Origin of the sequence: Neorhizobium tunisiense (genome assembly GCF_039631515.1) — a bacterium.
In the GTDB taxonomy this organism is placed as follows: Bacteria; Pseudomonadota; Alphaproteobacteria; order Rhizobiales; family Rhizobiaceae; genus Neorhizobium.
The window spans coordinates 683,306-707,716 of the sequence record NZ_JBDIUU010000002.1 but is presented as its reverse complement, the minus strand read 5'-3'; the positions used below and the strand labels follow the sequence as shown (position 1 = coordinate 707,716).

23 protein-coding genes are annotated in these 24,411 nt (G+C 63.0%); 10 read left to right on the top strand and 13 right to left on the bottom strand.

Annotated elements, in window-relative coordinates; all coding sequences use genetic code 11:
- Window positions 1-7: 7 nt before the first annotated feature.
- From uraD to ABCW43_RS12500, 7 genes are all read right to left on the bottom strand, one after another.
- On the bottom strand, window positions 8-505 hold the full coding sequence (uraD, locus tag ABCW43_RS12530) for a 2-oxo-4-hydroxy-4-carboxy-5-ureidoimidazoline decarboxylase (RefSeq protein WP_345924725.1): 498 nt from the start codon (window positions 503-505) through the stop codon (window positions 8-10).
- Window positions 502-1,428, bottom strand: coding sequence for an allantoinase PuuE (gene puuE, locus ABCW43_RS12525; protein WP_345924723.1), 927 nt, complete (start codon window positions 1,426-1,428; stop codon window positions 502-504). The genes uraD and puuE overlap by 4 nt, the downstream gene beginning before the upstream one ends.
- Window positions 1,429-1,499: 71 nt before the next feature.
- Window positions 1,500-1,802: a branched-chain amino acid transport AzlD family protein gene (locus ABCW43_RS12520; protein WP_345924719.1), complete on the bottom strand. Its 303-nt coding sequence runs from the start codon at window positions 1,800-1,802 to the stop codon at window positions 1,500-1,502.
- Complete coding sequence (locus tag ABCW43_RS12515; protein ID WP_345924717.1) at window positions 1,799-2,506, bottom strand: AzlC family ABC transporter permease; 708 nt, start codon at window positions 2,504-2,506, stop codon at window positions 1,799-1,801. The genes ABCW43_RS12520 and ABCW43_RS12515 overlap by 4 nt, the downstream gene beginning before the upstream one ends.
- Window positions 2,507-2,708: 202 nt before the next feature.
- The gene (locus ABCW43_RS12510) at window positions 2,709-3,566 is read right to left on the bottom strand and encodes an AraC family transcriptional regulator (RefSeq protein WP_345924715.1); all 858 of its coding nucleotides are present in this window, start codon (window positions 3,564-3,566) and stop codon (window positions 2,709-2,711) included.
- 60 nt (window positions 3,567-3,626) lie between these two features.
- Window positions 3,627-4,334 (bottom strand): DUF1045 domain-containing protein, encoded by a 708-nt coding sequence (locus ABCW43_RS12505; RefSeq protein WP_345924713.1) that lies wholly within the window; start codon window positions 4,332-4,334, stop codon window positions 3,627-3,629.
- Between the two features lie 124 nt (window positions 4,335-4,458).
- Window positions 4,459-5,649 carry an NAD(P)/FAD-dependent oxidoreductase gene (locus ABCW43_RS12500; RefSeq protein WP_345924711.1) on the bottom strand — a complete coding sequence of 397 codons (1,191 nt, stop codon included), beginning with the start codon at window positions 5,647-5,649 and terminating at the stop codon, window positions 4,459-4,461.
- On the opposite strand from ABCW43_RS12500, the gene mnmC2 reads away from it, so the two are divergent.
- A complete protein-coding gene (mnmC2, locus tag ABCW43_RS12495) occupies window positions 5,648-6,370 on the top strand; it encodes a tRNA (5-methylaminomethyl-2-thiouridine)(34)-methyltransferase MnmC2 (protein WP_345924709.1) in 723 nt (240 codons plus the stop codon). The genes ABCW43_RS12500 and mnmC2 overlap by 2 nt on opposite strands.
- Window positions 6,371-6,439: 69 nt before the next feature.
- On the opposite strand, the gene ABCW43_RS12490 is transcribed toward mnmC2, so the two are convergent.
- Complete coding sequence (locus ABCW43_RS12490; RefSeq protein WP_445738932.1) at window positions 6,440-6,811, bottom strand: hypothetical protein; 372 nt, start codon at window positions 6,809-6,811, stop codon at window positions 6,440-6,442.
- Window positions 6,812-7,216: 405 nt separating this feature from the next.
- Here ABCW43_RS12490 and ABCW43_RS12485 point away from each other — a divergent pair, with 405 nt between their 5' ends.
- The gene (locus tag ABCW43_RS12485; protein ID WP_345924707.1) at window positions 7,217-7,741 is read left to right on the top strand and encodes a chemotaxis protein CheD; all 525 of its coding nucleotides are present in this window, start codon (window positions 7,217-7,219) and stop codon (window positions 7,739-7,741) included.
- A 24-nt stretch (window positions 7,742-7,765) separates the two neighbouring features.
- Here ABCW43_RS12485 and ABCW43_RS12480 read toward each other — a convergent pair whose 3' ends face one another.
- Window positions 7,766-11,500 carry a PAS domain-containing hybrid sensor histidine kinase/response regulator gene (locus ABCW43_RS12480; protein ID WP_345924706.1) on the bottom strand — a complete coding sequence of 1,245 codons (3,735 nt, stop codon included), beginning with the start codon at window positions 11,498-11,500 and terminating at the stop codon, window positions 7,766-7,768.
- Window positions 11,501-11,968: 468 nt separating this feature from the next.
- On the opposite strand from ABCW43_RS12480, the gene ABCW43_RS12475 reads away from it, so the two are divergent.
- Window positions 11,969-12,322 (top strand): hypothetical protein, encoded by a 354-nt coding sequence (locus ABCW43_RS12475; protein WP_345924705.1) that lies wholly within the window; start codon window positions 11,969-11,971, stop codon window positions 12,320-12,322.
- Window positions 12,323-12,730: 408 nt separating this feature from the next.
- Window positions 12,731-14,458: a DEAD/DEAH box helicase gene (locus ABCW43_RS12470; RefSeq protein WP_345924704.1), complete on the top strand. Its 1,728-nt coding sequence runs from the start codon at window positions 12,731-12,733 to the stop codon at window positions 14,456-14,458.
- Between the two features lie 56 nt (window positions 14,459-14,514).
- Here ABCW43_RS12470 and ABCW43_RS12465 read toward each other — a convergent pair whose 3' ends face one another.
- Both ABCW43_RS12465 and ABCW43_RS12460 read right to left on the bottom strand, forming a co-directional pair.
- Window positions 14,515-15,258: an SDR family oxidoreductase gene (locus tag ABCW43_RS12465; RefSeq protein WP_345924703.1), complete on the bottom strand. Its 744-nt coding sequence runs from the start codon at window positions 15,256-15,258 to the stop codon at window positions 14,515-14,517.
- An 87-nt stretch (window positions 15,259-15,345) separates the two neighbouring features.
- Window positions 15,346-16,221, bottom strand: a complete 876-nt coding sequence (locus tag ABCW43_RS12460) for a DMT family transporter (RefSeq protein ID WP_345925464.1) — start codon at window positions 16,219-16,221, stop codon at window positions 15,346-15,348.
- 346 nt (window positions 16,222-16,567) lie between these two features.
- Between ABCW43_RS12460 and ABCW43_RS12455 the strand changes: the two genes are divergently transcribed.
- The 5 genes from ABCW43_RS12455 to ABCW43_RS12435 all read left to right on the top strand — a co-directional run bounded on the left by ABCW43_RS12455 (window position 16,568) and on the right by ABCW43_RS12435 (window position 21,613).
- Entirely contained in the window at window positions 16,568-17,977 is a 1,410-nt protein-coding gene (locus tag ABCW43_RS12455) for a circularly permuted type 2 ATP-grasp protein (RefSeq protein ID WP_345924702.1), read from the top strand.
- 12 nt (window positions 17,978-17,989) lie between these two features.
- Complete coding sequence (locus ABCW43_RS12450) at window positions 17,990-18,931, top strand: alpha-E domain-containing protein (RefSeq protein WP_345924701.1); 942 nt, start codon at window positions 17,990-17,992, stop codon at window positions 18,929-18,931.
- 27 nt (window positions 18,932-18,958) lie between these two features.
- Window positions 18,959-19,783: a transglutaminase family protein gene (locus ABCW43_RS12445; RefSeq protein ID WP_345924700.1), complete on the top strand. Its 825-nt coding sequence runs from the start codon at window positions 18,959-18,961 to the stop codon at window positions 19,781-19,783.
- 261 nt (window positions 19,784-20,044) lie between these two features.
- Window positions 20,045-21,010, top strand: coding sequence for a hypothetical protein (locus tag ABCW43_RS12440; protein ID WP_345924699.1), 966 nt, complete (start codon window positions 20,045-20,047; stop codon window positions 21,008-21,010).
- Window positions 21,011-21,130: 120 nt separating this feature from the next.
- Window positions 21,131-21,613, top strand: coding sequence for a hypothetical protein (locus tag ABCW43_RS12435; RefSeq protein ID WP_345924698.1), 483 nt, complete (start codon window positions 21,131-21,133; stop codon window positions 21,611-21,613).
- Here ABCW43_RS12435 and ABCW43_RS12430 read toward each other — a convergent pair.
- Window positions 21,610-21,834, bottom strand: coding sequence for a DUF3329 domain-containing protein (locus ABCW43_RS12430; RefSeq protein ID WP_345924697.1), 225 nt, complete (start codon window positions 21,832-21,834; stop codon window positions 21,610-21,612). The genes ABCW43_RS12435 and ABCW43_RS12430 overlap by 4 nt on opposite strands.
- A 47-nt stretch (window positions 21,835-21,881) precedes the next feature.
- The gene (locus ABCW43_RS12425; RefSeq protein WP_345924696.1) at window positions 21,882-23,108 is read right to left on the bottom strand and encodes an ROK family protein; all 1,227 of its coding nucleotides are present in this window, start codon (window positions 23,106-23,108) and stop codon (window positions 21,882-21,884) included.
- A 201-nt stretch (window positions 23,109-23,309) separates the two neighbouring features.
- Here ABCW43_RS12425 and xylF point away from each other — a divergent pair, with 201 nt between their 5' ends.
- Window positions 23,310-24,350: a D-xylose ABC transporter substrate-binding protein gene (gene xylF, locus ABCW43_RS12420; RefSeq protein ID WP_345924695.1), complete on the top strand. Its 1,041-nt coding sequence runs from the start codon at window positions 23,310-23,312 to the stop codon at window positions 24,348-24,350.
- The last annotated feature ends 61 nt before the right edge of the window (window positions 24,351-24,411 follow it).

Below are 24,411 nucleotides of genomic sequence, written 5' to 3'. Positions count from 1 at the left end.
TCCGGGCTCAATGTCCCGGAAGCAGCGATTGCAGACGCAGGAGCGCGATCTTTTCCACCTGGGCGGTGGCGGTGTCGAACTCCTCTTCGGCTGAGTTGTGGATGCGCTTCTCGAAGGCCGCCAGGATGTCGTCCTTGGTAAGACCCTTGACCGCGATGATGAAGGGGAAGCTGAATTTTTCCATGTAGGCGGTGTTGAGTTCGGTAAAGCGGGCATGTTCCGCGGCGCTCAATCGGTCGAGCCCTGCACCGGCCTGTTCCTTCTTGCTGTCCTCGGTCAGTTCGCCGGCAATCGCCAGCTTGCCCGCAAGGTCCGGATGGGCGCGCAGGACGCCGAGGCGTTCCTCGCGGCTTGCCCGGCGAAAGATCGAGGTGAGCGCGTCATGCACGCTCTTGGATGACAGCGGAACCAGCATCAGCCCCGCGTCATAGGCCCGCTCGGCGATGAAGGGGGAGTGCTCGAACACGCCGCCGAACATCTGGATGAAATCGCTGCGGGCGGTCACAGGGCGCCAGCCGGCTTGTGGTGCTCATGCCAGTGCCTGGCGATCTCGATGCGCTGCGGGATCCAGACCTTGTCGTGGCTGAGCACATATTCGATGAAGCGCTTCAGCGCCGCGGCGCGGCCTGGGCGACCGACGAGGCGGCAGTGGAGGCCGACCGACATCATCTTCGGCGCGCCTTCCCTGCCTTCCTGGTAGAGCACGTCGAAGGCGTCCTTGAGGTAGGTGAAGAACTGATCGCCGGTGTTGAACCCCTGCGGCGTCGCAAACCGCATGTCGTTGGTTTCGAGCGTATAGGGGATGATCAGGAAGGGCTTCTGGTCGAGACCCTTGACCCAATAGGGCAGATCGTCGGCGTAACTGTCTGACGAATAGAGAAAACCACCCTCCTCCATGACCAGTTTCAGCGTATTGTCGGAAGGCTTGCCCTGGTACATGCCGTAGGGCCGCTCGCCGACCAACTCGGTATGCAGGCGCACGGCTTCGAGGATGTGTTCGCGCTCTTTCGCCTCCGGAAAATCCTTGTATTCGAGCCAGCGATAGCCGTGGCTGGCGATCTCCCAGCCGGCTTCCTTCATGGCGGCGACGGCTTCCAGATTGCGGGCCATGGCGAGCGTCACGCCGTAGACGGTGGTCTGCACCTTGAGTTCGGTGAACATCCGAAACAGCCGCCAGAAGCCTGCGCGCGAGCCGTATTCGTAGATCGATTCCATATTGAGGTTGCGCTGGCCCGGCCAGGGCGCGGCACCGACGATTTCCGACAGCAGGTTTTCCGAGGCCGGATCACCGTCCATGATCGAGCTCTCGCCGCCCTCCTCGTAATTGATCACGAACTGCACGGCGACATGGGCGCCGCCCGGCCATTTCGGATCTGGAGTGGTACGGCCATAGCCGACGAGTTCGCGCGGATAGTCTTTTGCCTGCATGGATCACCTTCGACGAATTCTGGCCGGACGGTAGCGCACCCTTTCCGGCCCTGTCGAGATGGAAACGTCGACTACAGGCCAAGCGCCCGAAGGATAGCGACGCAGGCGACCCCGAGTGCCACGGAAACGAGCATCGGCAGGCGAAGTGCCGCAAAAGCAGTCACCGCGCAGGCCAAGGTTTCGGCAATCCCGGTGGCAAACGCGGTCGGCGCGACGACGGCCATCAGCACGGCGGGCGGAATCGATTCGATCGCCTTGCGGCGGCTGCCTTCGAGCGAGACGTGGCGGATGAGGACGAGGCCGCTCAGGCGGGTGAGCACGGTGGCCGCCGCCATGGCGAGGATGGCAACCAGGGCGGCGATATCGACGGTCATGGCATCACCTCCGCATCCCGTTCTTTTCCGGTGACCATGGCTGCGGCAAGACCGGCGACGGCGCCGGCGGCGATATACCAGACACCCGGCACGAAATGCAGGGTGGCGACGGCGGCGGCACCGCTTGCGAGCAGCACGGCCCCGGTTTCCGGACCCTTCCAGAAGCCCATGACCAGAACGATGAAGACGGCCGGGAAAGCGAAATCGAGCCCGAGCACCACCGGATCGCCGAGAAAAGCGCCAAGGGCCGCGCCGGCAAGTCCGGAAAACACCCAGGCGAGGTAGAAGGGCGCGACGAGACCGGCAAACCAGGCGGGCGTGAGCCGCGCCACCTTGGCGCGGAACTCCGCCATCGCCCATATCTCATCGGCGAGGAACAGCATCGAGAGATAACGCGCTGGCGCGCTGAAACCGCCCATCCTTGTGCCGAGCGAGGCGCTCATCAGCACGTGGCGGATGTTGACCAGGAGGGCTGCAAAACCGACGCCGGTCCAGGAGGCCGGATGGATCCAGATATCCATCGCCACGAATTGCGAGCCGCCGGCAAAGACCAGCGCACTCATCAGCCCGGCCTCAGCCGGCGACAGGCCTTTTGTCGCCGCAACCGCGCCAAAAACGAGGCCGATCGGGATGACCGCGGCGATCAGCGGCGAGATCGCCCGCATGCCGCCGAGGAAGTCCTGAAATTTTGTGTTGTTGCTCATCCAATAACCTTGATCTGATGTCGGCGTACGTCGCCCCCTCACCGTGCTTCGCACCCGCTTCGCTCGGCCACCCTCTCCCCAAGGGGAGAGGAGGAACGGCGACGGTGCCGCATCTCTCTTCTCCCCTCGGGGAGAAGGTGCCGGCAGGCGGATCAGGGGGAGGCTTAGAACGGACAACATCAGCCGTCTTGAACGAAAGTGATCAGCGAGCCCGGTATTGCCCTGGCGTCAGCCCGGTGCGGGCCTTGAAGTGGCGGGTGAAATGCGCCTGGTCGGCAAAACCGCATTCGAGTGCGATCTCGGCCGGCTGACCGCCTTCCCTCAACCGCTTGCGCGCCGCGCGGATGCGGATATCGGTGAGGAAGGAATGCGGAGTGATGTGGAATTCCTTGCGGAAAGAGCGAATGAGATGGGCGCGGCTGAGCCCCGCGACACCAGCCAATTCCTCCAACCCGATATCGGATGAAAAATTTTCGGTCAGGTAGTCGCGGGCCTGGCGCACGGCGGTGCGCTCGGTGGTATCGACCGGCACGATGATCGAGCTGCCGTGGCGGCGGAACATCGCATCCAGCACCAGGAACATCGCCTGGCTGGTCTCGAGCGCGCCGGAGCCCTCCTCCAGCGTCCGGTGCGCCTTGTGGAAAGCGTCGGCGAGCGTCTGGTCGTGAAGGATCTGCTTGCCGAAGGCCGGCGTGCCCTGGAAGGATTTGCCGGTGACGTCTTCGAGGATTTCGCGAAACAGCGCCATGTCCGGATAGATCATCCGGTAGCGATAACCGCCGTCGCCGGGCGCGCCGTCGTGGATCTCGCCGGGATTGATGAGATAGATATCACCCGGCCCCGAGCTTTCGCGCAGACCGCGGATGGTCGCCACCTGCGCGCCGCGTTCGATGGCGCCGATGCTGAACGTGTCATGCGCATGCGGCGCGAATTCATGGGTGAGGAATGTCGCGGACAGGCATTCCATGCCCCCGAAACGGCTGTCGCGCCAGAAGCGGGTGGTTTCCGCCTGGGCGAGCGGCATGTGATCGGCTGCCTGTTCCTGGGAGACATTCTGCATAGCGCCGATATAGCAGATTTCCGCGCCGGCCTCTTGAACAAAAGTGACCGTTGGCGCCTTTCAGGCGATCTTGCGCGCCGCCACTCGCCCCATCGGATGCAGCGAATGCACCTGGAAAGGCGCGCCCGGCTCCTCCTCGATGAACAGCGCCAGATTGGCGATCTCGACCGGCTTTTTCAGATAGGGTTCGAAATAATCGCGCAGCGCAAGATCGAAACGCGGCATTTCGATCGGCGATAGCGGGCCGGTCAGCGTCATGTGGAAACGGAACTCGTCCATCACGTAAGGATGGCCCCAGCGATACAGGTTGGCGAATTGCGGCGCCGAGAGGTCACCAGAATCGCTGCGCTCCAGTTCCGCTTCGGTCAGCGGCGTGCGGAAATTGTCGAACTCCTGGACGACCGAAGCGGCGAGGAACCGGGCGGCATCACACGGGACGACCGGCGCAAGGCCGAAGAAATTGCCTAGCCGCACGACTTCGAGCTTGGGCAGTTCGAACGGGCTGTGGGTTCCGGCAAACCGCATCAGGTGGCGCAGCAGCATTTGTTCGGTGACGTCGGGCGCCAGCCGGAATGGCGCCTTCAGCGTCGCATGAAAACCGTAGCGGCGCGGCAGCGCTGTGTTGAAGGCGATATCATGAATGCCGATGCCGCGGATCGCCGGCGGCTCCGTCGCCTCCCCCGAAAAGGCGTTGCGGCCGAGCCACTGGGCCGCGGCAAGCGTCAGCGGATCATGCGCCGGAGGCGTGAAATAGATGGCATAGCGCATGCGTCACCTTCTGAACGTCCTTTTTCAGCAACCCCGTGTTTTACGCATTGCTCAACAATCCCTGCCGTGGGGGTTAAGTGATTTGCGTGACAGAATAACGACGCGAGGGATCAAAAGTTCGCGTTTAACGCGAGGCGACGGCAAGGTGATTGGCGAGCGTGAACGACGCCGGAAGTCGCGATTCCCGGCCGTTCACGGCGTTTAGGGCCGCATCCGCCAACCTGTGCGCGATCCCGAAACTCACCTTGAAACCACCTGTGAGCGCGATCACTCGGGCGTGATCGGGATGCGGGCCGACCATCGGATCGCGGTCGATCGCCTTTGGCCGCAATCCCGCCCAGCGCTCGACGACGGGGGCCAGGGCCAGGGCCGGCACGAGCGTCCGGGCGCGCGTGATCAGCTCGTCCAACTGAGAATCGGTCGAGGACGGGTCGTCGAACACATCCTCGCTGGTACTGCCGACCGCGACGTGACCGCCCTCATGGGCGACCACATAAAGGCCGTTCAGGAAGATCACCGGCAGGGCGGGATCGATATCGGCCTTGAGGAGCGCCGCTTGCCCCTTGACCGGCTGGCCGATAGCACGCTTCAGCGGCGGCGAAATTCCTTGAAGCAGGGAGAAGGACCGGTGGCCGGCCGAGACGATGCAGTGGCCGAAGGTGACGATTTCGCCGTCGCGGAATATAATCCTACTTGCCGCCGAGTCGATCGTCTCCGCCTCCAGGCCTTCGACGATCCGGACATTGCTGGCCGACCGAAGGAAGGCGACGAGCGCCGCGACGAGGCTGCGCGGTGAAACGCGGGCTGCAAACGTGTCATGCACCAGTCCGGCAGCCGCGAATGCGGCATCCGGCCACCCTTTCTGCAGGGGGCGGTCGAGCACATGCCAATGAAACCGACGGTCGCCGCGCCGCCAGCAGGCTTCCGCATCGGCCGAGTGCCCGAGCGCGATCTTCCGCAAATGCGGCTTCGGCAGCGGGATCAGCCGGCCGGAGCGGCGGTAGCCGCAGAGCACGCCGGTCTCGGCTTCGAGTTCAATGATCTCGTCTTCCAGCGACAGGAGGGCATCGAACTGGAACTGCTTCTTGTCGTTCCACTTGTCGGGCATATGCGGCATCAGGGCGCCGAGCAACCCGCCGCTTGCCCCCTGCCCCAACGGACCGGCGTCGACAAGCAGTGTACGGATACCCAGTCGCTCGGCCTTGACGGCCGCCCACAGACCCATGATGCCACCACCAAGGATGACGAGATCGGCAGACGGTGGCAGGACATGAGATTGACCGCCGGAGCCGGCAGGATTATCCGCATGTCCCATGAGCAACCGTGATCCTGAAATTCGTGCGACCCAAAGCCAGACCCTGGACTGGCATGACGGCGATATGCCCTATTCGCAAAAGTTTGGCGATCACTTTTATTGCCGCACCGACGGCCGGCTGGAATGCGGCCATACGTTCCTGGCCGGCAATGGCCTGCCGGAACGCTGGGAAGGGCACCGGACTTTCCGGATCGGCGAACTCGGCTTCGGCACGGGGTTGAACTTCTGCGAGACCTGGCGGCAGTGGAAGCTTGTCCGCCCCGCAGGCGCGAAGCTTCATTTCACCTCGTTCGAGCTCTACCCGATGCAGCGCGAGGAGATCGACCGGGCGCTCGCCCGGTGGCCGGAGATCGATGCGGAACGGCGGGCGCTGGCCGAAGCCTGGCCGGACGAACCCGCCGGGCATGTCGTGATCGAGGCCGACGCCCAGACCCGGCTGACGGTCGTCTGCGGCCCGGCGCTCGAAGGGGTCTCCGCAGCCGAGGCGGATTTCGACGCCTGGTTCCTCGACGGTTTTGCGCCGTCGCGCAATCCCGACATGTGGTCGCTTGAGATCATGCAGGCAATCCACGACAAGACCTTGCCCGGCGGCACGTTCGGCACCTATGCCGCCGCCGGCTTCGTGCGCCGAAACCTTCAATCGGCCGGCTTTACGGTCGAGCGGCGGCCGGGTTTTGCGGGCAAGCGCGAGATGCTGTGCGGCATCAAGCCGGCACCCTGATCGGATCGGCCGGACGCAAGACAGCCGGCCCGAAGACCGGCTGCAGCTCAATCCCATCTCGTGTTCCGCCTACTGGCAGACGCGCAGGCTTTCCATGTGCCAGCCGCCGTCATAGGCGTTACGGACCCGGCGGTCCTCGAACCAGCAGCGCGGCCGGGGCGGCGGTGGCGGGTCGATGTAGCGCGGTCCGCCGTCATTGGCGAGAGCGCCGCCGATCAGGCCGCCGATGACGCCTGCTGCCAAGCCGCCGGCGATCACCGCACCGGTGTTATCGCGATGCCTGCGCGGCGGAGGTGGCGGGGGCCGGCGATCGTATCGGTCGTATCGGTCGTATCGATCGTAGTGCCTGTCCCATTGCTGGGCCGCGGCTTCGCCGGCCGGCATCACGATGCTGGTGCAGGTGGCGGCCAGGATCAGCGCCGAGACAATTATCTTCTTCATCACAAGCGTCTCCGTTTCCACCGAGCAGTGCCTGCAAGCGGCGGCAAAAGGCTCGATATTCCCGAACAATGCACATGCCGTGATTAATGGTCCCTGAACGGAAAAACCTCTTTTGGCAGAAGGGCCCTTGTGACGGAATCGACCGGGACGGTCTCCATCGGGCTTTGCCGAAAGCGCCGCCGTGCGGAGTCTCGATCCTGCCCAATCAGCGGCGGGACTAATCGTCGCTCCACATCGGCGAAATGCGCCCATGCCGCTCCAGATCAAGCGCGGACCACCCTTCGAATTACGAAATACGTATCGGCCAGTATTTCTTGCCATTCATTGTTGGGCCTTCCCGTTCGCGTAGCACCTTCATACTTTTGCGCGAAAGTACTCTCCGCATGCACGGGAATGGAGCATTAGATGAACTTCACGGACCCCCACCATATTCATGTCCTTGGCGGTCAATATGCGGTCTCTGCCGATCCCGGTACGGTACTGATGACCGTTCTCGGCTCCTGTGTCGCGGCCTGCATCTATGATCCCGTCACCAACGTCGGGGGAATGAACCATTTCATCCTGCCCACGAGCGGCGGGCTGGATATCACCGAACACCCCGAACGTTACGGCGATCTGGCCATGCGCACGCTGGTCGACGCTCTTTATGGTTCCGGTGCCGAACGCCAAAATCTTAGGGCCAAGCTCTTTGGCGGCCGCACCCGAAAGTCGAGCGGCTACGATCCGGGATCCCTCAATTCCGCATTCGCCAGGCGGTTCCTTCTGGAGGAGGGCATCAAGCTCGTCGACACCAGCCTCGGCGACGATCTGGCGCGTTGGATCAACTTTCACCCGACAACGGGTAGGGTGCAGATGAGGATTACCGACACCATGCCCGCCTTCTCGATTGCCGGCACCGCGCGGGTGGCGGCCCGGGAAAGGCGATATTGACCGGCTTGGCCACGTCCTGCCCGCTCAGTTCGAAACGGAACTCACGATCGCACCGCCGAGCCAGTTGCGGACCTTGGCTTCCAGCGCCTCCGGGCTGATCGGCTTGGAAAGATAGTCGTCCATGCCGACCTGGAAGCACAGTTCGCGGTCGCTCTCGAGCGCATGCGCCGTGACGCCGATGATCGGCGTATGGGTGCCGGTCTGCTGCTCCAGCTCGCGGATCTTCTGGGTCGCCTGATGCCCGTTCATGATCGGCATCGAGACGTCCATGATGATGACCGCCGGATCGTGCTTTTTCCACGCCTCGACCGCTTCCGCACCATTCTTGACGATCTGGAACAGCCAGCCGGTGGTCTGCAGGATCTGGGTGAAGACGATCTGGTTGACCTCGTTATCCTCGGCAACCAGCACGTCGAGCGTCGGCGCCGCCTGCATGGGCGGCGTTGAGACCGGGGCCGCCGGCTCTTCGGCAATCGCCGGGGTCGAAGCAACCAGCGTGGGTACGGCAACCGGCCCGGGGGGCCGCACTGTCGTCTGAGGCCGAGCCGCCGCCTGACCCGCGTCGGCAGCCTTGCGCTTGGTGCGGATCGAACGGACCACGTCGATGATCGTGCTGCGCAGCAGATTGGCGCGCGCCGGCTTCATCAGATGCGCCTGGATGTTGAGGGCGGCGAACATGCTGTCGTCGCCGGCCATGTCCATCGAGGTCAGGAAAACCACACCGGTGCCGTCGAAGCGCACGTCGCGCCTGAGGTGTTTTGCGAAATCGAGCCCGTTCATTTCCGGCATGTGGTAGTCGAGCACGATCGCATCGACGAAAACGCCGATACGCGCGGCTTCGCTGAGGATCGCCAGACCCTCGGCGCCGCTGTCGGCTGCGACCGTGTCGAAGCCCCACATGGTAAGCTGCTCGGTGAGAATGCGGCGGTTGACGGCATTGTCGTCGACGACGAGGATGCGGGCGCCGCTGGTGTTGATCGGCAAGGCCGTCAGGACGTTGCGTTCGCTGACCACCTGGAACGGCAGATGCACGGTGAAGACCGAACCGCGCCCAACTTCGCTCGTCACGTCGATATAGCCGCCGAAGAGTTCGGTGAGACCGGCGGTAATCGCCAGCCCCAGGCCGGTGCCTTCGTGGCGGCGCGTCGAGGACGTATCGACCTGCGAGAATTTCTCGAAGACGGATTTAAGCTTCTCTTCGGGAATGCCGAGCCCGGTGTCCTCGATGCGGATCGACAGCATCATCTCGCCGGGGTCTTTCGCCTCCGACCTCAGATCGATGAAGACATGCCCCTTTTCGGTGAATTTCACCGCATTGCCGACGAGGTTGGTGATAATCTGGCGGAAACGCCCAGCGTCCCCCATCACCGTCTCGCGGATCGAGGCGTCGCCGCGCACGATGAGCTCGATATCCTTCTCGGCGGCCGATGAGGACAAAAGCGTCGCCACGTCCTCGATCGCCTCGACCGGATCGAACGGCGCCTTGCGCAGCTTCATCTGGCCGGCATCGATCTTGGAGAAGTCGAGAATGTCGTTGATGATCGTCAGCAGCGCGTTGCCCGACTTGACGATGATGTCGATGAAGGTCTTCTGACGGGTGTCCAGATTGGACTTGGCGAGCAGTTCCGCCATGCCGAGCACGCCGTTCATCGGCGTGCGGATCTCGTGGCTCATATTGGCGAGGAATTCCGACTTCGCGCGGTCGGCGGCCTCGGCGCGCTGCAGGAGGCGGGTCAGTTCCTCCTCGCGGCTCTTCATTTCGGTGACGTCGGTGAACACCGCCAGCCAGTGGTCGCTGCCGGTGAGCTTGGCCTCGACATGGATCCACTTGCGGCCGTCGACACGGAAAGCGGCAAACACCGGCTTGCCGGCTGCGACATTGTCTTCCCAGGCCTGGAGGGTCGCTGCCGCCTCCTCGGGCGTGCCGAGATCGCCACGCTCGACGCAATGGCGGAAGAGATCGCGCCACAGCCCCCCGGCGCCCACCATCTCGGCGGACATGTCGAGCATGGCCGGCAGCGCGTCGTTGGAGAAGATGATCTCGCCGTCGTGCAGGATAAGCAACCCTTGAGACATCGCGCTCGTCGCGTCGCGCATCAGCGCGCCGTGGGTTTCCAGCGCGGCGCGGGCTTCCTGGATCTCCTGCTCGCGCTTGCGCACGGCCGTAATGTCCATGTAGCTCAGCAGGATCTTTCCACCGCTGAGTTGGGTGCCGGAAATGACGATCACCAGACCATTGCGGCTTTTCACCTCGATCGGCGGCCGCTCCTGGCCATCGGTCAGCGCGGCGATGCGCTCCTGGTAGATTTCCTCGAAGCTGCGCGTCGAGCCGCTATAGATGCCGTGGTCGAAATTGACCTTGAGAAAGTCCCGGTAGGAACGACCGGGTAGATCGAACTGCTCGCCGGCATCCCAGAAGGAATAGAAGGCCGGGTTGGCGTATTCGAACAGAAACTGCTGGTCGAGGATCGCCACGCCGACGGGCATCGTGTGCAGGATCGTCTGCAGATCCTTGCCCATCTTCTCGGCTTTGTTCTGCGCCTCCTTGATGCGGGAGACGTCCATGCGCGAACCGACGAGGTTGTGCGCGCCGTCATTGGTGGTCACCCGGCGCAGATGCGTGATGACCGGGACGACCGATCCGTCGGGAAAGGTGATCTCCTCCGACTTCTCGATGTCCTCGCCGCTCATCACCCGGTCGTTTTCGATCCGGAAACGATCGGCCGCGTCAGGGAACATTTCCGTTTCGGTCTTGCCGAGAAAATGGCTTCTGGGCTTGCCGAGCATCGCCTCGTACGCGGCGTTCGCATACGTGAGCTGGCGGTCGCTGTTGCGCACGAACACGGGCACCGGCAAGTCTTCGAGGACGGCGCGGAACAGGTCGGTCTCCGAGACATGGGTGCGCAGGAGCATTTCCTGCTCCTTGAATTCGGTCACGTCATGGCGGATGGCGATCAGCAGGCCGTTTTCGAGGCGTTTGTTGATGCTCCGCAACCAGCGCCCGTCGGAAAGCTGGTCGGTGCTTTCGGAATAGGGAAGCTCGAACGGCTTCATCCGCTCGGCGATCCATGCCTCCCGATCTGGCGCATTGGGACCGAAACTCGCCGGCGACACGCGCTGGCGGCGATCATAGGCAAATCCGAGAATATCGTTGAGCGTGATACCCGGCCGGACATCGATCGAGATCGACGCAAAATGATTGATCAACTGGGAATTGCAGTAGAGCAGAACGTTGTGCTTGTCGTAGATGCCGATGCCCATTTCGAGCATGTCGAGGGCATCGTCGAGAAGCGCGTTGTTGAACGGCGAGAACGGCGCGATGGGCTTTGCACCGGAGAGTGAGGTGCCGGCAAGCGGGACAACGTCCTTTGGCTCGGAAACGGCGCCAATGCCCGGAACTGCGGCACCCGGAACCGCTGCAAACGTGCCGAAAAGATAGGTGTGGTCGTCCTCCGTCAGGAAACGCTCGATATGGATCTCATGGCGGACGGCGCCCGAGCGGTCGAAGCAGAGCGCCGTTTCATCGGTGCCGAACACGATCGTCCGGCATTCCTTTTCCTTGCGGTCGGCGTCGTCCGACGCGCCTGCAAGGCCGCGGCTGGTATTGCCGGCAAATTCGCTGGGATGCATGCCGAAAAGGCGTGCATAGGCGGCGTTCACCGCCACGTAGATGAGGGCGCTGTCCTTGATGAAGGCGGGCTCGGCGAGATCGTTGATCCGCTCGCACGCCGTTTTCAAGAGTTCGCTTTCCGTGTCCACCTTCCCCCGCTCCTTCGTGCCGGCCGATATCCGGCTCGATTCGTTTGTCTCCCAATCGACTGATAACACCATAGCGAGTGTTAATATCGTGTTGTTGAAACGGTACGACTTATTGTTTCTGGCATTTGTCAATCAGGGGCATCCCGACGTGACGAAAAGCACAATCTCAGGTCGAATTCCACTATTGCCGGGATCGATCGCCCGCAGGCTCGGATGGAGGCGTTGCGGCGCAATCGGACACAAAATCCGAAGCGAGGCCCTGGTCGCGGCGCCAAAACTTCTCCATCTTGCTGCCATGTTGTCGCCATGATCTCCATTAGCGATTGCTCAGGCTTGACAAAAATCAACCGAAAGCGGCATGAAGCTGAACGTCCGTTCAGACTATCGGGAAATCGTCTTCATCAATCCGCCGCCTTTGCGCGCCACGATTTCTCCACCCCTTGAGGACAAAAAGGGAAAGGAAAAAACATGTCGGCACTGAAAAAGACGATATCACTCGGCCTCGTCGCACTGTCCGTTGCGGGCGCCCTGACGGTGACAGCTCCAGCGGCCGAAGCCCGCGACCGCCATCGCGACGTTTGGCCCGGCGTGGCGGCCGGCCTTGCCGGCGGTATCATTGGCGGCGCGATCGTCGCCGGATCACAGCGGCCCGTCTATGCCGAGCCTGAATATGTGGAGCCGGAATACGACTATGCTCCCCCGCCCCCGCCGCCCGTTTATTACCGCCGCGCCTATTACCGCGACTACCCGCCGGTCTGCGAGCTCGAATGGCGCCGCAACCGCTACGGCGAACCCTATCGCGTCGAGGTCTGCTCGCGCTGACCCACAAGGCTGATCGCTATCCTACAGAGCCTGTTTCCGTCGCCGGCGGACGCAGGCTCTTTTCTTTGACGGGGGCATTCTGAGCGCCGCTACGGCCGCAGCGGGCAGGCCGCTGCATTTCGCGATTGCGAAACATCTGCTTGACTTTTGCCCGGAAAACCACCAAATGCGCTTCAGCTTTCACCTTCCGGCCGCCGCGTGAGTTGGCCCCGCGTCATTAAAGACACCGCGAAGAAGGAACAAGGCGCAAAGATAGATCGCCCTCGATCCCGGAGGGTTTAAGCGCTGGAGAGCAATTTCCAACTTGCAAGTTCCCACTTCACGCGGGGTTCTTGACGCCAAAGGCAGACCGGACGGCATGGTGCCAGTCCGGCGATACGCTTTTGGCGCCCCGAAAAGGTATTCGACTTGACGAATTTCCACGAGCTTGGTCTGTCCAAGCAGACCGTAGCCACTCTTTTTGCGCTCGGTTACGAAACGCCGACCCCGATCCAGGCCCAGGCCATCCCCCAGCTTCTCGAAGGCCGCGACATGGTCGGCCTCGCCCAGACCGGCACCGGCAAGACCGCCGCATTCGGTCTCCCGATCATCGAAATGCTTGCCAAGGACCCGAAGCGTCCTGACAACCGCACCACCCGCACGCTCATCCTCGCCCCGACCCGCGAACTGGTCAACCAGATCGCCGCCAGCCTGAAGAGCTACGTGCGCGGCACCCCGATGAAGATCAACGCCGTCGTCGGCGGCGCCTCGATCAACAAGCAGCAGCTCCAGCTCGAGAAGGGCACCGACATTCTCGTCGCCACCCCGGGCCGCCTGCTCGACCTGATCGCCCGCCGTGCCATCGGCCTGACTGCGGTTCGTTACCTCGTTCTCGACGAAGCCGACCAGATGCTCGATCTCGGTTTCATCCATGATCTGCGCAAGATTTCCAAGATGGTGCCGAACAAGCGCCAGACCCTGCTCTTCTCGGCGACCATGCCGAAGGCGATCGCAGATCTTGCCTCCGACTTCCTCAAGGATCCGGTCCAGGTCTCGGTCACGCCTCCGGGCAAGGCTGCCGACAAGGTCGAACAGTTCGTCCACTTCGTGGTCGGCAAGAACGACAAGACGGACCTTCTGAAGAAGTCGCTCGAAGAAAACCCGACCGGCCGCGCCATGGTCTTCCTGCGCACCAAGCACGGCGCCGAGAAGCTCTCCAAGCATCTCGAGCATGTCGGCTTCAAGGTCGCCTCGATCCACGGCAACAAGAGCCAGGGCCAGCGCGAACGCGCCCTCAAGGCCTTCCGTGACAACGAGATCCGCGTTCTGGTCGCCACCGACGTCGCTGCCCGCGGCATCGACATCCCCGGCGTTACCCACGTCTTCAACTACGATCTCCCGGAAGTACCGGACGCTTACGTTCACCGCATCGGCCGTACTGCACGTGCCGGTCGTGACGGCATCGCGATCGCCTTCTGCGCTCCCGACGAAGCACGTCTGCTGCGCGACATCGAGCGCCTGATGAACATCGAGATCACCACCGCATCCGGCGAACGCCCCGAAGGCGGCCGCCAGCCACGCGGCGGTGCCGGCAACAACAACCGCGGCGGCGCGGCCAATCGCGGCCGTGGCGGCAACGGCCAGGCACGCGGTGCCGCCGGCGAAGGCCGTCCCGAGCGTCGCGACCGTCCGGCCCGCAAGCCGTTCTTCGCAGCGGAAGGCGCCGAGAGCGGCGACCGTCCCCAGCGTCCGGCCCGCGCCAATGGCGATCGTCCCCATGGTGACCGCCCGCAGCGCGACAACCGTCGCAACGACGATTTCCGCGGCCAGCGTCGCGGCGAGGACGCTCCGCGCCCGGAAGTCGACAACGACCTCTCGACCACGTCGGATTTCCGCCCGGTCAAGAAGCAGTTCGGTCCCCAGAACGGCGAAGGCCGTCCGGCCCGCACCGAGCCCCGCAAGGAACACCGCAAGGGCGGCAATGGCGGCCAGAACCCCCATGCCGCACACGGCGCCCATGAGCCAGCTGCCCAGCGCAACAATCGCGGCCCGCGCGTCGAAGCCGCCCGGCCGGCCACTGGCGGCAACGGAGGCCCGGTAAAGTTCGGCAACGACAACCGGTCCGGCCAGCAGGGCCGCACACGCCGCCCGGCGTAAGGAAACCCTGCGTAAGGAAATGAAGCAAAGAGGCCGCTCGCGCGGCCTCTTTTTTGTCATTTGACCGCCGCATTGCCTCCATCGGCATAGAGCGCAGACCCGGCCACGAAGCTCGCCATCGGGCTCGCCAGGAAAAGTGCCGCCCGGGCGATTTCCTCGGGCTGGGCGATGCGCTTGAGGGCATGCAGGCCCGCCGCCCATTCCTTTTGTGCCGCGTCGCCGGCCATTGGGGTGTCCGTGCCGCCGGGCAGCAGCGCATTGGCGCGTATGCCCCGCGCTCCGTAATCGGCGGTAATCCCTTTCACCAGACCCATGATCCCGGCCTTGGACGCGCCATAAGCCCCCATGCCAGCGATACCGACGCTGGTGCCGACGAAGGTGGAAGTGAAGATGATCGACCCGCCGCCGCGTTCGAGCATGGCCGGGACCTGCCGGCGGGCGCCGAGAAAGGCGCTCGTGAGGTTCATGGCCAGGGTATGCTGCCACTCCTCTCGCGTCACCTCCGCCAGCGGCTTGTAGGGCCCGACCGTACCGGCATTGTTCAAGGCGATGTCGAGACCGCCGAACCGGCCAAGCGCTGCTTCGAGCAATCTGCGATGGGTCTCCTCGTCCGCGACATCACCTGCCACGGCAATCGCGCGGCCGCCGGCCGCCTCGATCTCGGAAACAAGCCTCCGCAATTCCGCCTCGCCTCGCGCGTTGGCGACAACGGCAGCCCCCTCCCGGGCGAAGAGAAGGGCGGCGGCCCGGCCGATGCCGCTTGATGCGCCGGTAACGATAGCAACTTTGTTGGTCAGCATGATGTAGCTCCTGTTGGGTTACATCCGCTGTCTAAGCCTGCCCTGCCCGCATCGACACCCGTTTCCTGACCCGAATGAAGAACTCCCTCAAGCCCTCCGGTTCACCATGTAGACGCCGGCGACCACGATCACCGTGCCGACGATCATCGGTAGGGTCAGCGGCTCGCCGAAGAGGATCGCGGCTTCGATCGCCACCACCGGCGGCATCAGGTAGATCAGCGAGGCAGCGCGGGACACCTGGCCGCGGCGGATGAGGTAGAGCAGCAGGCCGACGGCGCCCATCGACAGGCCGAGGACAGACCAGGCCATGGCAAAGATCGCCTCATGCGTCCAGTCGAAGCGTAAGGTTTCAAGGCTGAGCGCCAGCGGGATCGTGACGATCAGAGCACCGACGAATTGCAGCGTGGCGATCGAAAAGAGGTCGCCCTCCTGCAGGTGCCGCTTCTGGTAGAGCGTGCCGTAGGTGACCGAGGTCATGGCGACGAGATTGATCAGCACCGGAACCGCCAGCCCAGCCAAGCCGCGTTCGAAGAGGTCGAGAAGCTGCGGCGAGATGGCGATCAGGATGCCGGCAAAACCGAGCGCCAGGCCGATCTTCTGCAAGGGCTTGAGGCGTTCGCCGAGGAAAAGCGGCGCGACCATGGCGGTCAGGAGCGGTTGCAGGCCGGCGATGATGCCGGAAAGGCCGGCCGGCACGCCCTGCCCGATCGCATACCAGACGCCGGCGAGATAAAGGCCGTGCAGGAAAACGCCCGAGAACATCGCATGGCCGATCTGGGTACGGCTCTTCGGCCATTTTGCCCGGGTGATCAGGCAGACGACGAAAAACGCCGCAGCGGCAAGCGCGTGTCGTCCGGCCAGAAACGTCAGCGGATCGGCGTGCACCGCCGCATATTTCGCGACGATCCAGCCCGTGGACCAGAGGAAGACGAAGAGAGCCGGAGCCAGGCGGTCGAGCATGATTGGGATGTCCGGGGGGAGATTTCGGCAGCGGCCGTTTGCATGGAAGCCGCCTGCTTATTCCCACCCCGTTTCATCGTCAAAGCAGAAAAACTGATGATTGCGATAAGCAGCGCTTGAACAATGCTTAGACAGCACTCGAGGCAGATGACGTTTTTCAAGGCAGGAGGCTTATTCACCTCGTCCTAAAGCAGGACGCTTGCCGAGTGCCAGAATCAGCGCGTTTACTGGCAGGTGGAGCATGGAGCCCGTGTTTTTTGACGCGCGGAATTCTTTTCCGTGAATTGCGCACAGTTCTTGCATTGCCTGCACCGTTGTATTCTTATGGCCAAAAAAGGGGAATGCGCCTTTGGCATTTGATGAAATGTTGACTGCGGAAAACCTTCCGCGACCGCCATACAAGACCTACCACGAATGGTATGCCAGTCAGGACGCTGCGCACCTGATCCGCAAAACCCAGGACGCGGAAAACATATTCAGGAAGACAGGCATAACCTTCGCGGTCTATGGACACGCAGACAGTTCCGAAAAGCTCATCCCCTTCGACATCATTCCGCGCATCATCTCGGCTCGTGAATGGCGCAAGCTTGCGCAAGGCATCGAGCAGCGGGTCCTGGCGCTCAACGCCTTCCTCGACGACATCTACCACAAGCAGGAGATCATCAAGGCCGGCCGCATTCCCCGTGCGCTGATCGAGAGGAACGTCACCTTCCTTCCCGAGATGATCGGCTTCAAGCCGCCCGGCGGCGTCTACACCCATATCGTCGGCACCGACATCGTGCGCACCGGCGAGGACCAGTTCTACGTGCTGGAAGACAATGCCCGCACGCCGTCCGGGGTTTCCTACATGCTGGAAAACCGGGAAACCATGATGCAGATGTTCCCCGAACTGTTTGCGCAGAACAAGGTGCAGCGCGTCGAGGACTATCCGCGGCTGCTGCGCCAGTCGCTCGCCTCGCTTGCCCCTCCCGGCTGCAAGGGCAAGCCGCGGGTCGCGGTGCTGACCCCCGGCATATTCAACTCCGCCTATTACGAACACTCGTTCCTCGCCGACCAGATGGGCGTCGAACTCGTCGAGGGCGGCGACCTGCGCGTCATCGACGGCCGCGTCAAGATGCGTACCACCCGCGGCTACGAGGCGATCGACGTACTCTACCGCCGCGTCGACGACGACTTCCTCGATCCGATGACCTTTCGCGCGGATTCGGCGCTCGGAATTCCCGGGATCATGGACGTCTACCGGGCCGGCAACATCACCATCGCCAATGCACCCGGCACCGGCATCTGCGACGACAAGGCGATCTATTCCTACATGCCCGAGATCGTCGAGTTCTATACGGGCCGCAAGGCGATGCTCGAGAACGTGCCGACCTGGCGCTGTTCCGAACCCGACAGCCTCAAATACGTGCTGGAGCACATCGAGGAACTGGTCATCAAGGAAGTGCACGGTTCGGGGGGATACGGCATGCTGGTCGGCCCGACGGCAAGCAAGAAGGAACGTACCGAATTCGCCGAGAAGCTGGCCGCCAAACCCGGCAACTACATCGCCCAGCCGACGCTGGCGCTGTCCACCGTGCCGATCTTCGTCAACAAGGGGATCGCTCCCCGCCACGTCGACCTGCGCCCCTATGTGCTCGTCTCCGACAAGGTGAAGATCATCCCCGGCGGTCTGACCCGCGTGGCCCTGAAACAGGGTTCGCTGGTGGTCAATTCCAGCCAGGGCGGCGGCACCAAGGACACCTGGGTACTGGAAGATTGAGGTCGTAAATACATGCTCGGAAGAACTGCAAACGGCCTCTACTGGATGTTCCGCTACATCGAGCGGGCGGAGAATATCGCCCGCCTCGTCGATGCGGGCCTGCGCGTATCACTGACCCGCGCCGGCTCCTCCGACGAGGACTGGCACGGCGTGCTCGAAAGCGCCGGCGTGCGCGAAGCCTATTCGGAAGTGCACGCCGAACTGACGGCGGCGGACGCGGTCGATTACCTGTTGCGCGACACGTCGAACCCGTCGAGCGTCATGTCCTGCATCGACTTCGGGCGCAACAACGCCCGCATGGTGCGCACCGCACTGACCCGCGAAACCTGGGAGGCGACCAACGAATGCTGGATCGACCTGAAGGCCCGGCTCGCCCGCAAGCTGAAGCAGACCGACCTGCCGGAACTGATCGACGTCATCAAGCACCGCTGCGGCCTGATTCGCGGCGCCTTCCACGGCTCCATGCTGAGGAACGACCTCTACAATTTCTCGCGCATCGGCACTTTCATCGAACGCGCCGACAATACCAGCCGCATTCTCGACGTGAAATATTATGTGCTGCTGCCGGCAATCAGCCAGGTCGGCTCGAAGCTCGACAATTACCAATGGGAATCGATCCTGCGCTCGGTCTCGGCCCACCGTTCCTACGGATGGGTCTATGACGGGGAATACCAGTCCGCCAACATTGCCGATTTCCTCATCCTGAAAGTGCAGATGCCGCGATCACTGGCTTACTGTTACGAGAAGATCGTCAGCAATCTCGGCTACCTTGGGGAAACCTATGGGGAGCAGTTGAAGGCCCACGAGACGGCGGCAGCGATCCATTCGACGCTGAAGCGAGGCTCGATCTCCGACATCATGGACCAGGGCCTGCACGAGTTCCTCGAGGATTTCGTCAGCCGCAACAACCAGCTCAGCGCCGAAATCTCCGAAGGCTACCGCTTTTATCAGTAGGCCCAACAGGCACAGGATTTACCGCACATGCGGCTGAAGATCTCCCACACGACCGAATATCTCTACGACAAGCCGGTGCCCTATTCGCTGCAACGTCTCAGGCTGACGCCGATCGACGGCCCCGGCCAGAAGGTGCTCAACTGGGCCGTCAGCGTCGACGGCGCCAAGATCGAGGCCGGATATGCCGACCAGTTCGGCAACCGGGTCGAACTCGTCTCGATCGAAGGCACCGAGCACACGATCCGCATCACTGCCTCGGGCGAGGTGGAGACCGAGGATCGCGCCGGCGTCTTTGGCCCGCACCAGGGTTTCTGCCCGCTCTGGCTGTTCCTGCGCGACACGGCGCTGACCAAGCCGGGCAAGCTCATCCGCGAACTCGCCAAAAGCCTCGAGGGCGACAGCGAGCTCGCCAGGATGCATGCCTTGATGGAAACGATCCACGAGACCGTCGCCTATGTGCCCGGTGCGACCGGCACCGAAACGACAGCCGAGCAGGCGTTGGAGGCAAAGACCGGCGTCTGCCAGGACCATACGCATATCTTCATCGCTGCTGCCCGCTTGCTCGATATCCCGGCGCGCTACATTTCCGGCTACCTGCTGATGGAAGGCACGACGGAACAGGCGGCGACCCATGCATGGGCGGAAGTGTTTCTGCCGGGCCTCGGTTGGGTCGGCTTCGACGCCTCCAACAACATCTGCCCGAATGACAGTTATGTGCGGGTCGCTTCCGGCCTCTGCTACCGCGACTGCGCCCCCGTCTCCGGCATGCGCCTTGGCCCCGCCGGCGAAAACCTCAAGGTTTCCCTGACGGTGGCGCAAAGCCAAAGCCAGCAGACGCAGTCCCAGGGGTGAGAGACGCTTCGGGACCGGGGCGTTGTCTGGCATAGCAGGCGTTCTCGGCCGACCCTAAAATCACCGGCTCAGACCGTCGCGCGGCGCAATGGTTTGTTAACCACGGGCGGCGTTCCCAATTTCGCAAGCAGTTCAAGGGTTGAAGATCCGGGAGGCGGCAATCTATGCTGCATTGCGGCATGGACTATTGCTGCCTACGATGCGCGGGGCTGCGGGTTACCGAAACGCATGGCAAATGCCATGCCTGAATGAGGATACCAGATGCTTGAGACGTCCAAAACCAAGCCGCAGGATCTTGAATCGATCGCGCGTCATGGCGGAACTTTCCGGCGAATGGCCGCACGCCTGCCCACCTATTTCACCGATCTGCGGGAAAACCCGGCCTGGCTTCCCATGTTCCTTCTGGCCCGGACAATTCCGTTCAGGCGGGCGCATTGGCTGACCGCCAGGCGGGTTTCGAAGTCCGCGCCGACGGGAACATCGATGTTCGGCGATATCGAAGCCGATAAGGTCGCCGACGAACTCAGACGGAACGGGATCTTCACCGGCCTCGTCCTGCCCGATGCGATTCGGCAGGAGATCGCCCGTTTTGCATCCGAAACCCCTTGCTTCGGCAATTTCGAGCGGAAGCTCGAATTTCGTGCCGGCGAACACGCGGAAGCGGAACGCCGATTCGGGCGGGCGATCTTGAGCGGTCACCATTTCGAAAGGATCGCCGGTTGCAAGGCGGCGGTCGCGGTGCAGCAGGATCCTCTTCTTCTGGATGTCGCAAGGCACTATCTCGGTGGTGAAGCCAGGCTGATCACCACCCGGACGTGGTGGAGCTTTCCGACCCAATCCGCTTCGGAGGCCGACCTCAGCCGTGCCTCTTTCAAGTTTCATTTCGATCTCGACGACTGGCGGATGCTGAAGTTCTTCTTCTACCTGTCGAATGTCGATGAGGACGCGGGACCGCATGTCTATATGCGCGGCAGCCACAAGAAGCGGCGTCTCAAGCACCAGTTGACACTGCTCGTCGGGCATCCGGCAGAAGAAGTGCTCGAATTCTACGGAGAGGAAAGCGCCGTCACCCTGACCGGCGAGGCGGGCTACGGGTTCGTCGAGGACCCCTTCGGTTTCCATATGGGGACGGTCGCCAAACATCACCCCCGGCTGATGATGGAAGTCGGGTTCGGCGTATCGAAACCCTCAAAACGCAGATATCACGGCGAGCCCGTCGTACGCTGAAGTGAGCCTGACGGCGGATGGGCCCGCAAAAGGGGCTCATCCGATCGGTCGCCGATATTCCCGCACAAGCTCGACGCCACCTTCGCATGTTCTGGTTCCGCCCCATAAAAGAGGTGGCGCATGCTGTTTGGGCAATCGGTCTTCCAGTCGGTTCTGACGCGACTGAGGCAAGAGCACGGTGAAGACGAGGCCGAAGACACTGGCACGGGCTTCCGCATCAAGGGGCTCGGTATGGGCTTCGTCGCGCCGGCGGATGACGGCCCGGTGGTGACGGCCACCGGGACCGAGGCCTATTTCGCTTTCCTCCCCGACGTTACCGAGATCGAAATCGAATCGGTGCTGACGCGAGAGGAGCGGCAAGAGCCACCGCCGGCACCAGTCATCCCCGCCCACCTGCTGCGGCTGACGACCGAGGAGATCGCGGCGGAGCTTGACATCACGGCTGCCGACACGGAGGCGACGCTTGGCGAAAAACGCCGGCATTTCGCCAAGGCCAACCATCCAGACGGCGTCGCACCGGAATTCCGGGAGAACGCCAATACCCGCATGAAGACCGCCAACCTGCTGATCGACACCGCGATCAAAGGCCTGTTCTGGCGCTAGCGCAAATCCTGGTCCTGCTGCTCGTCGGCAGGTCTCTCGACCGGCGGCTTTTTCCTTTCGATGAACAGCTTGTAGGCGGCGTAGGCGCCCATGGCGGCGACGATGATCGCCCAGAAGGGCTCTCCGGCAACCAGCTCGAATATCGCCCAGGCGGCGCAGACCGCCGGGATCAGCACCCGGCGCCAGAGCGGCTCGTAGAAGGGATGGTTCGGATCGATCATAGTCTTAACTCCCGGCCAGTCGTTCGCCACCAGTCACTTGCCATAGGTCATTCCCCGGCGGCCTGCATGCTCTGGCGTGAACCGATGATATCCTGGTCGACGATCGAAAATGCAAGGTTGAGATGCCCCTCGAATACCAGGGAGGGTTCGTCCGGCACCACGGTCAGGCCCGGCATGCCCCCGAGCCGCACCACATGCGTCTGCGCCAGCCCCTCCTCGATGCCCGCCTGCAGCAGGTCCTGATAGCGGGTGCCGGGACCGGTGATGAAGACCGGCATATGGCCATGCAGGCTGAGAAGCCGCGAGAGGCCGTAGCCCAACGCTGCGCCCGCATTGCGGAACGCGAGCTGCGCCATGCGATTGCCCTGCCGGGCGCGGGCGGCGATCTTGTCGATTTCGGCGACCGGCACGAATTTGGCCGGGATCGTATCCACCGGCACCTCGAAGGCGGCGCGCAGGATGGCGTAGAAACCGGCATAGGCCTCGACGCAGCCGCGCGCGCCACAGCGACAAAGCCCGCCGTTCGGCATATGCAGCATGTGCCCGAAATTAGGCGCCGAGATTTCCGGAACACCGCCAGCGACCCGGCGCGCGATTCCGAGCCCGATGCTGTGGCCGAGCGAAAGCGCGGCCAGAACCGGCTCGCCGCCGCCCTGCGTCTTCACCTGGCGTTCGAGCAGCGCACCTGCCACCAGCCGCGTCTCGTTGTTGAGGATGACCTTGGCCTGCCAGCCGCCTTTCAGCGCCGCGGCGAAATCGACAGGCTGGGAACCGAAGACCGGCGACCAGACGAGCACCGGTTCTGTCGGATGTGCCAGCCCCTTGCTGCTGACCGATACGAGCAGCACGCTGCTGCGGTCGATGCGGGAGCGTTCGACGGCCCGTTCCAGCCCCGCCGAGATGGCAGCCAGGAAGGCCGCGGCGCCGCCCTCGCCGCGCGGTTCGCTGAACCGGTCGAGCAGCGTGCCGGCGTAGTCGACCAGCGAATACTGGATCAGGTCCGACGAGATGATGACGGTGATGAGATAGCCGCAATTGCGCCGCTGGCTGAACAACACGCGCGGCCGTCCGCGGCCGACGGTCGCCTGCTGCTCGCTCTTTTCGATGATGCGGGCACGCTCCAGGTCGGCGGTGATCGAGGAGATCGTCGCCGACGCCAGCCCGGTCGCATCCGAGATTTCCGTATGCGCGAGCCGGCCGTGGCGACGCAGCGCAGACAGCACGAGCGCGCTGTTCTGCTGCCGGACCAGTTCCGTGCTCGATTTCGCCAGCATTCCGCCTGCAGCCTCCCTCACTCCAACTGTCGATACGGCAGTGCCTTGCCCTCCACAAGTGCCGATTGACAGCCTTCGGAATCTCTGACATCTAATTTCTCGACTGTCGAGAAAAAGCTTGGACGCTTTATCCGGCAGATTATCTGGCGGGGGGGAGAGCACGGAGGCTAGGGCCCATCCGCCGTCACTCGGGAGGACATTATGAAATCATTCGTAAAGCTGATGGCCGGCGCGGCCATCCTCGTTTCCATGCATTCCGCCACCATGGCAGCCAATCTCGTCGTCGGCGTTTCCTGGTCGAACTTCCAGGAAGAGCGTTGGAAGACCGACGAGGCCGCCATCAAGAAGGCACTCGAGGCTGCCGGCGCCAAGTATATTTCCGCTGATGCCCAGTCTTCCGCCGCAAAGCAGCTCACCGACGTCGAGTCGCTGATCTCGCAAGGCGCCAACGCGCTGATCGTTCTGGCACAGGATTCGAGCGCCATCGGCCCGGCCGTCGAAAAGGCAACCGCCGAAGGCATCCCGGTCGTCGGTTACGACCGCCTGATCGAAAACCCGGCTGCCTTCTACATCACCTTCGACAACAAGGAAGTCGGCCGCCTGCAGGCGCAGGGCGTCTTCAAGGCAAAGCCTGAAGGCAACTACGTCTTCATCAAGGGCTCGTCCTCCGATCCGAACGCGGACTTCCTGTTCGCCGGCCAGATGGAAGTGCTGAAGGCCGCGATCGACGGCGGTAAGATCAAGAATGTCGGCGAAGCCTACACCGACGGCTGGAAGCCTGAGAACGCCCAGAAGAACATGGAGCAGTTCCTGACCAAGAACAACAACAAGGTCGACGCGGTCGTCGCATCCAACGACGGCACTGCCGGCGGTGCTATCGCGGCACTCGACGCTCAAGGGTTGGCAGGATCGGTTCCGGTCTCCGGTCAGGACGCCGACAAGGCGGCTCTGAACCGCGTTGCTCTCGGCACCCAGACGGTCTCCGTCTGGAAGGACTCGCGCGAACTCGGCAAGAACGCCGCTGAAATCGCTCTGGCCCTTGCCGGCGGCAAGAAGCTGACGGAAATCAAGGGCGTCCAGACCTTTGACGGCGGTCCGAAGAAGGTGAAGATGCAGTCGGTCTTCCTGAAGCCGCAGGCCATCACCAAGGACAACCTGAACCTCGTCATCGAGGCAGGCTGGATCAGCAAGGCCGAAGCCTGCCAGGGCGCCAAGGCCGGCGCAGTGGCGGCCTGCAAATAACGCATGGTCGTCCGCAGATCATAAAATCACCGACGCCGCAGCACTTCTGCCGCGGCGTCGG

Coding starts and splice junctions, on each gene's coding strand:
- puuE (WP_345924723.1), bottom strand. CDS start 1,428: ATGCAGGCAAAAGACTATCCGCGCGAACTCGTCGGCTATGGCCGTACC.
- ABCW43_RS12520 (WP_345924719.1), bottom strand. CDS start 1,802: ATGACCGTCGATATCGCCGCCCTGGTTGCCATCCTCGCCATGGCGGCG.
- ABCW43_RS12515 (WP_345924717.1), bottom strand. CDS start 2,506: ATGAGCAACAACACAAAATTTCAGGACTTCCTCGGCGGCATGCGGGCG.
- ABCW43_RS12510 (WP_345924715.1), bottom strand. CDS start 3,566: ATGCAGAATGTCTCCCAGGAACAGGCAGCCGATCACATGCCGCTCGCC.
- ABCW43_RS12505 (WP_345924713.1), bottom strand. CDS start 4,334: ATGCGCTATGCCATCTATTTCACGCCTCCGGCGCATGATCCGCTGACG.
- mnmC2 (WP_345924709.1), top strand. CDS start 5,648: ATGAGCAACCGTGATCCTGAAATTCGTGCGACCCAAAGCCAGACCCTG.
- ABCW43_RS12500 (WP_345924711.1), bottom strand. CDS start 5,649: ATGGGACATGCGGATAATCCTGCCGGCTCCGGCGGTCAATCTCATGTC.
- ABCW43_RS12490 (WP_445738932.1), bottom strand. CDS start 6,811: ATGAAGAAGATAATTGTCTCGGCGCTGATCCTGGCCGCCACCTGCACC.
- ABCW43_RS12485 (WP_345924707.1), top strand. CDS start 7,217: ATGAACTTCACGGACCCCCACCATATTCATGTCCTTGGCGGTCAATAT.
- ABCW43_RS12475 (WP_345924705.1), top strand. CDS start 11,969: ATGTCGGCACTGAAAAAGACGATATCACTCGGCCTCGTCGCACTGTCC.
- ABCW43_RS12465 (WP_345924703.1), bottom strand. CDS start 15,258: ATGCTGACCAACAAAGTTGCTATCGTTACCGGCGCATCAAGCGGCATC.
- ABCW43_RS12450 (WP_345924701.1), top strand. CDS start 17,990: ATGCTCGGAAGAACTGCAAACGGCCTCTACTGGATGTTCCGCTACATC.
- ABCW43_RS12445 (WP_345924700.1), top strand. CDS start 18,959: ATGCGGCTGAAGATCTCCCACACGACCGAATATCTCTACGACAAGCCG.
- ABCW43_RS12440 (WP_345924699.1), top strand. CDS start 20,045: ATGCTTGAGACGTCCAAAACCAAGCCGCAGGATCTTGAATCGATCGCG.
- ABCW43_RS12435 (WP_345924698.1), top strand. CDS start 21,131: ATGCTGTTTGGGCAATCGGTCTTCCAGTCGGTTCTGACGCGACTGAGG.
- ABCW43_RS12430 (WP_345924697.1), bottom strand. CDS start 21,834: ATGATCGATCCGAACCATCCCTTCTACGAGCCGCTCTGGCGCCGGGTG.
- ABCW43_RS12425 (WP_345924696.1), bottom strand. CDS start 23,108: ATGCTGGCGAAATCGAGCACGGAACTGGTCCGGCAGCAGAACAGCGCG.
- xylF (WP_345924695.1), top strand. CDS start 23,310: ATGAAATCATTCGTAAAGCTGATGGCCGGCGCGGCCATCCTCGTTTCC.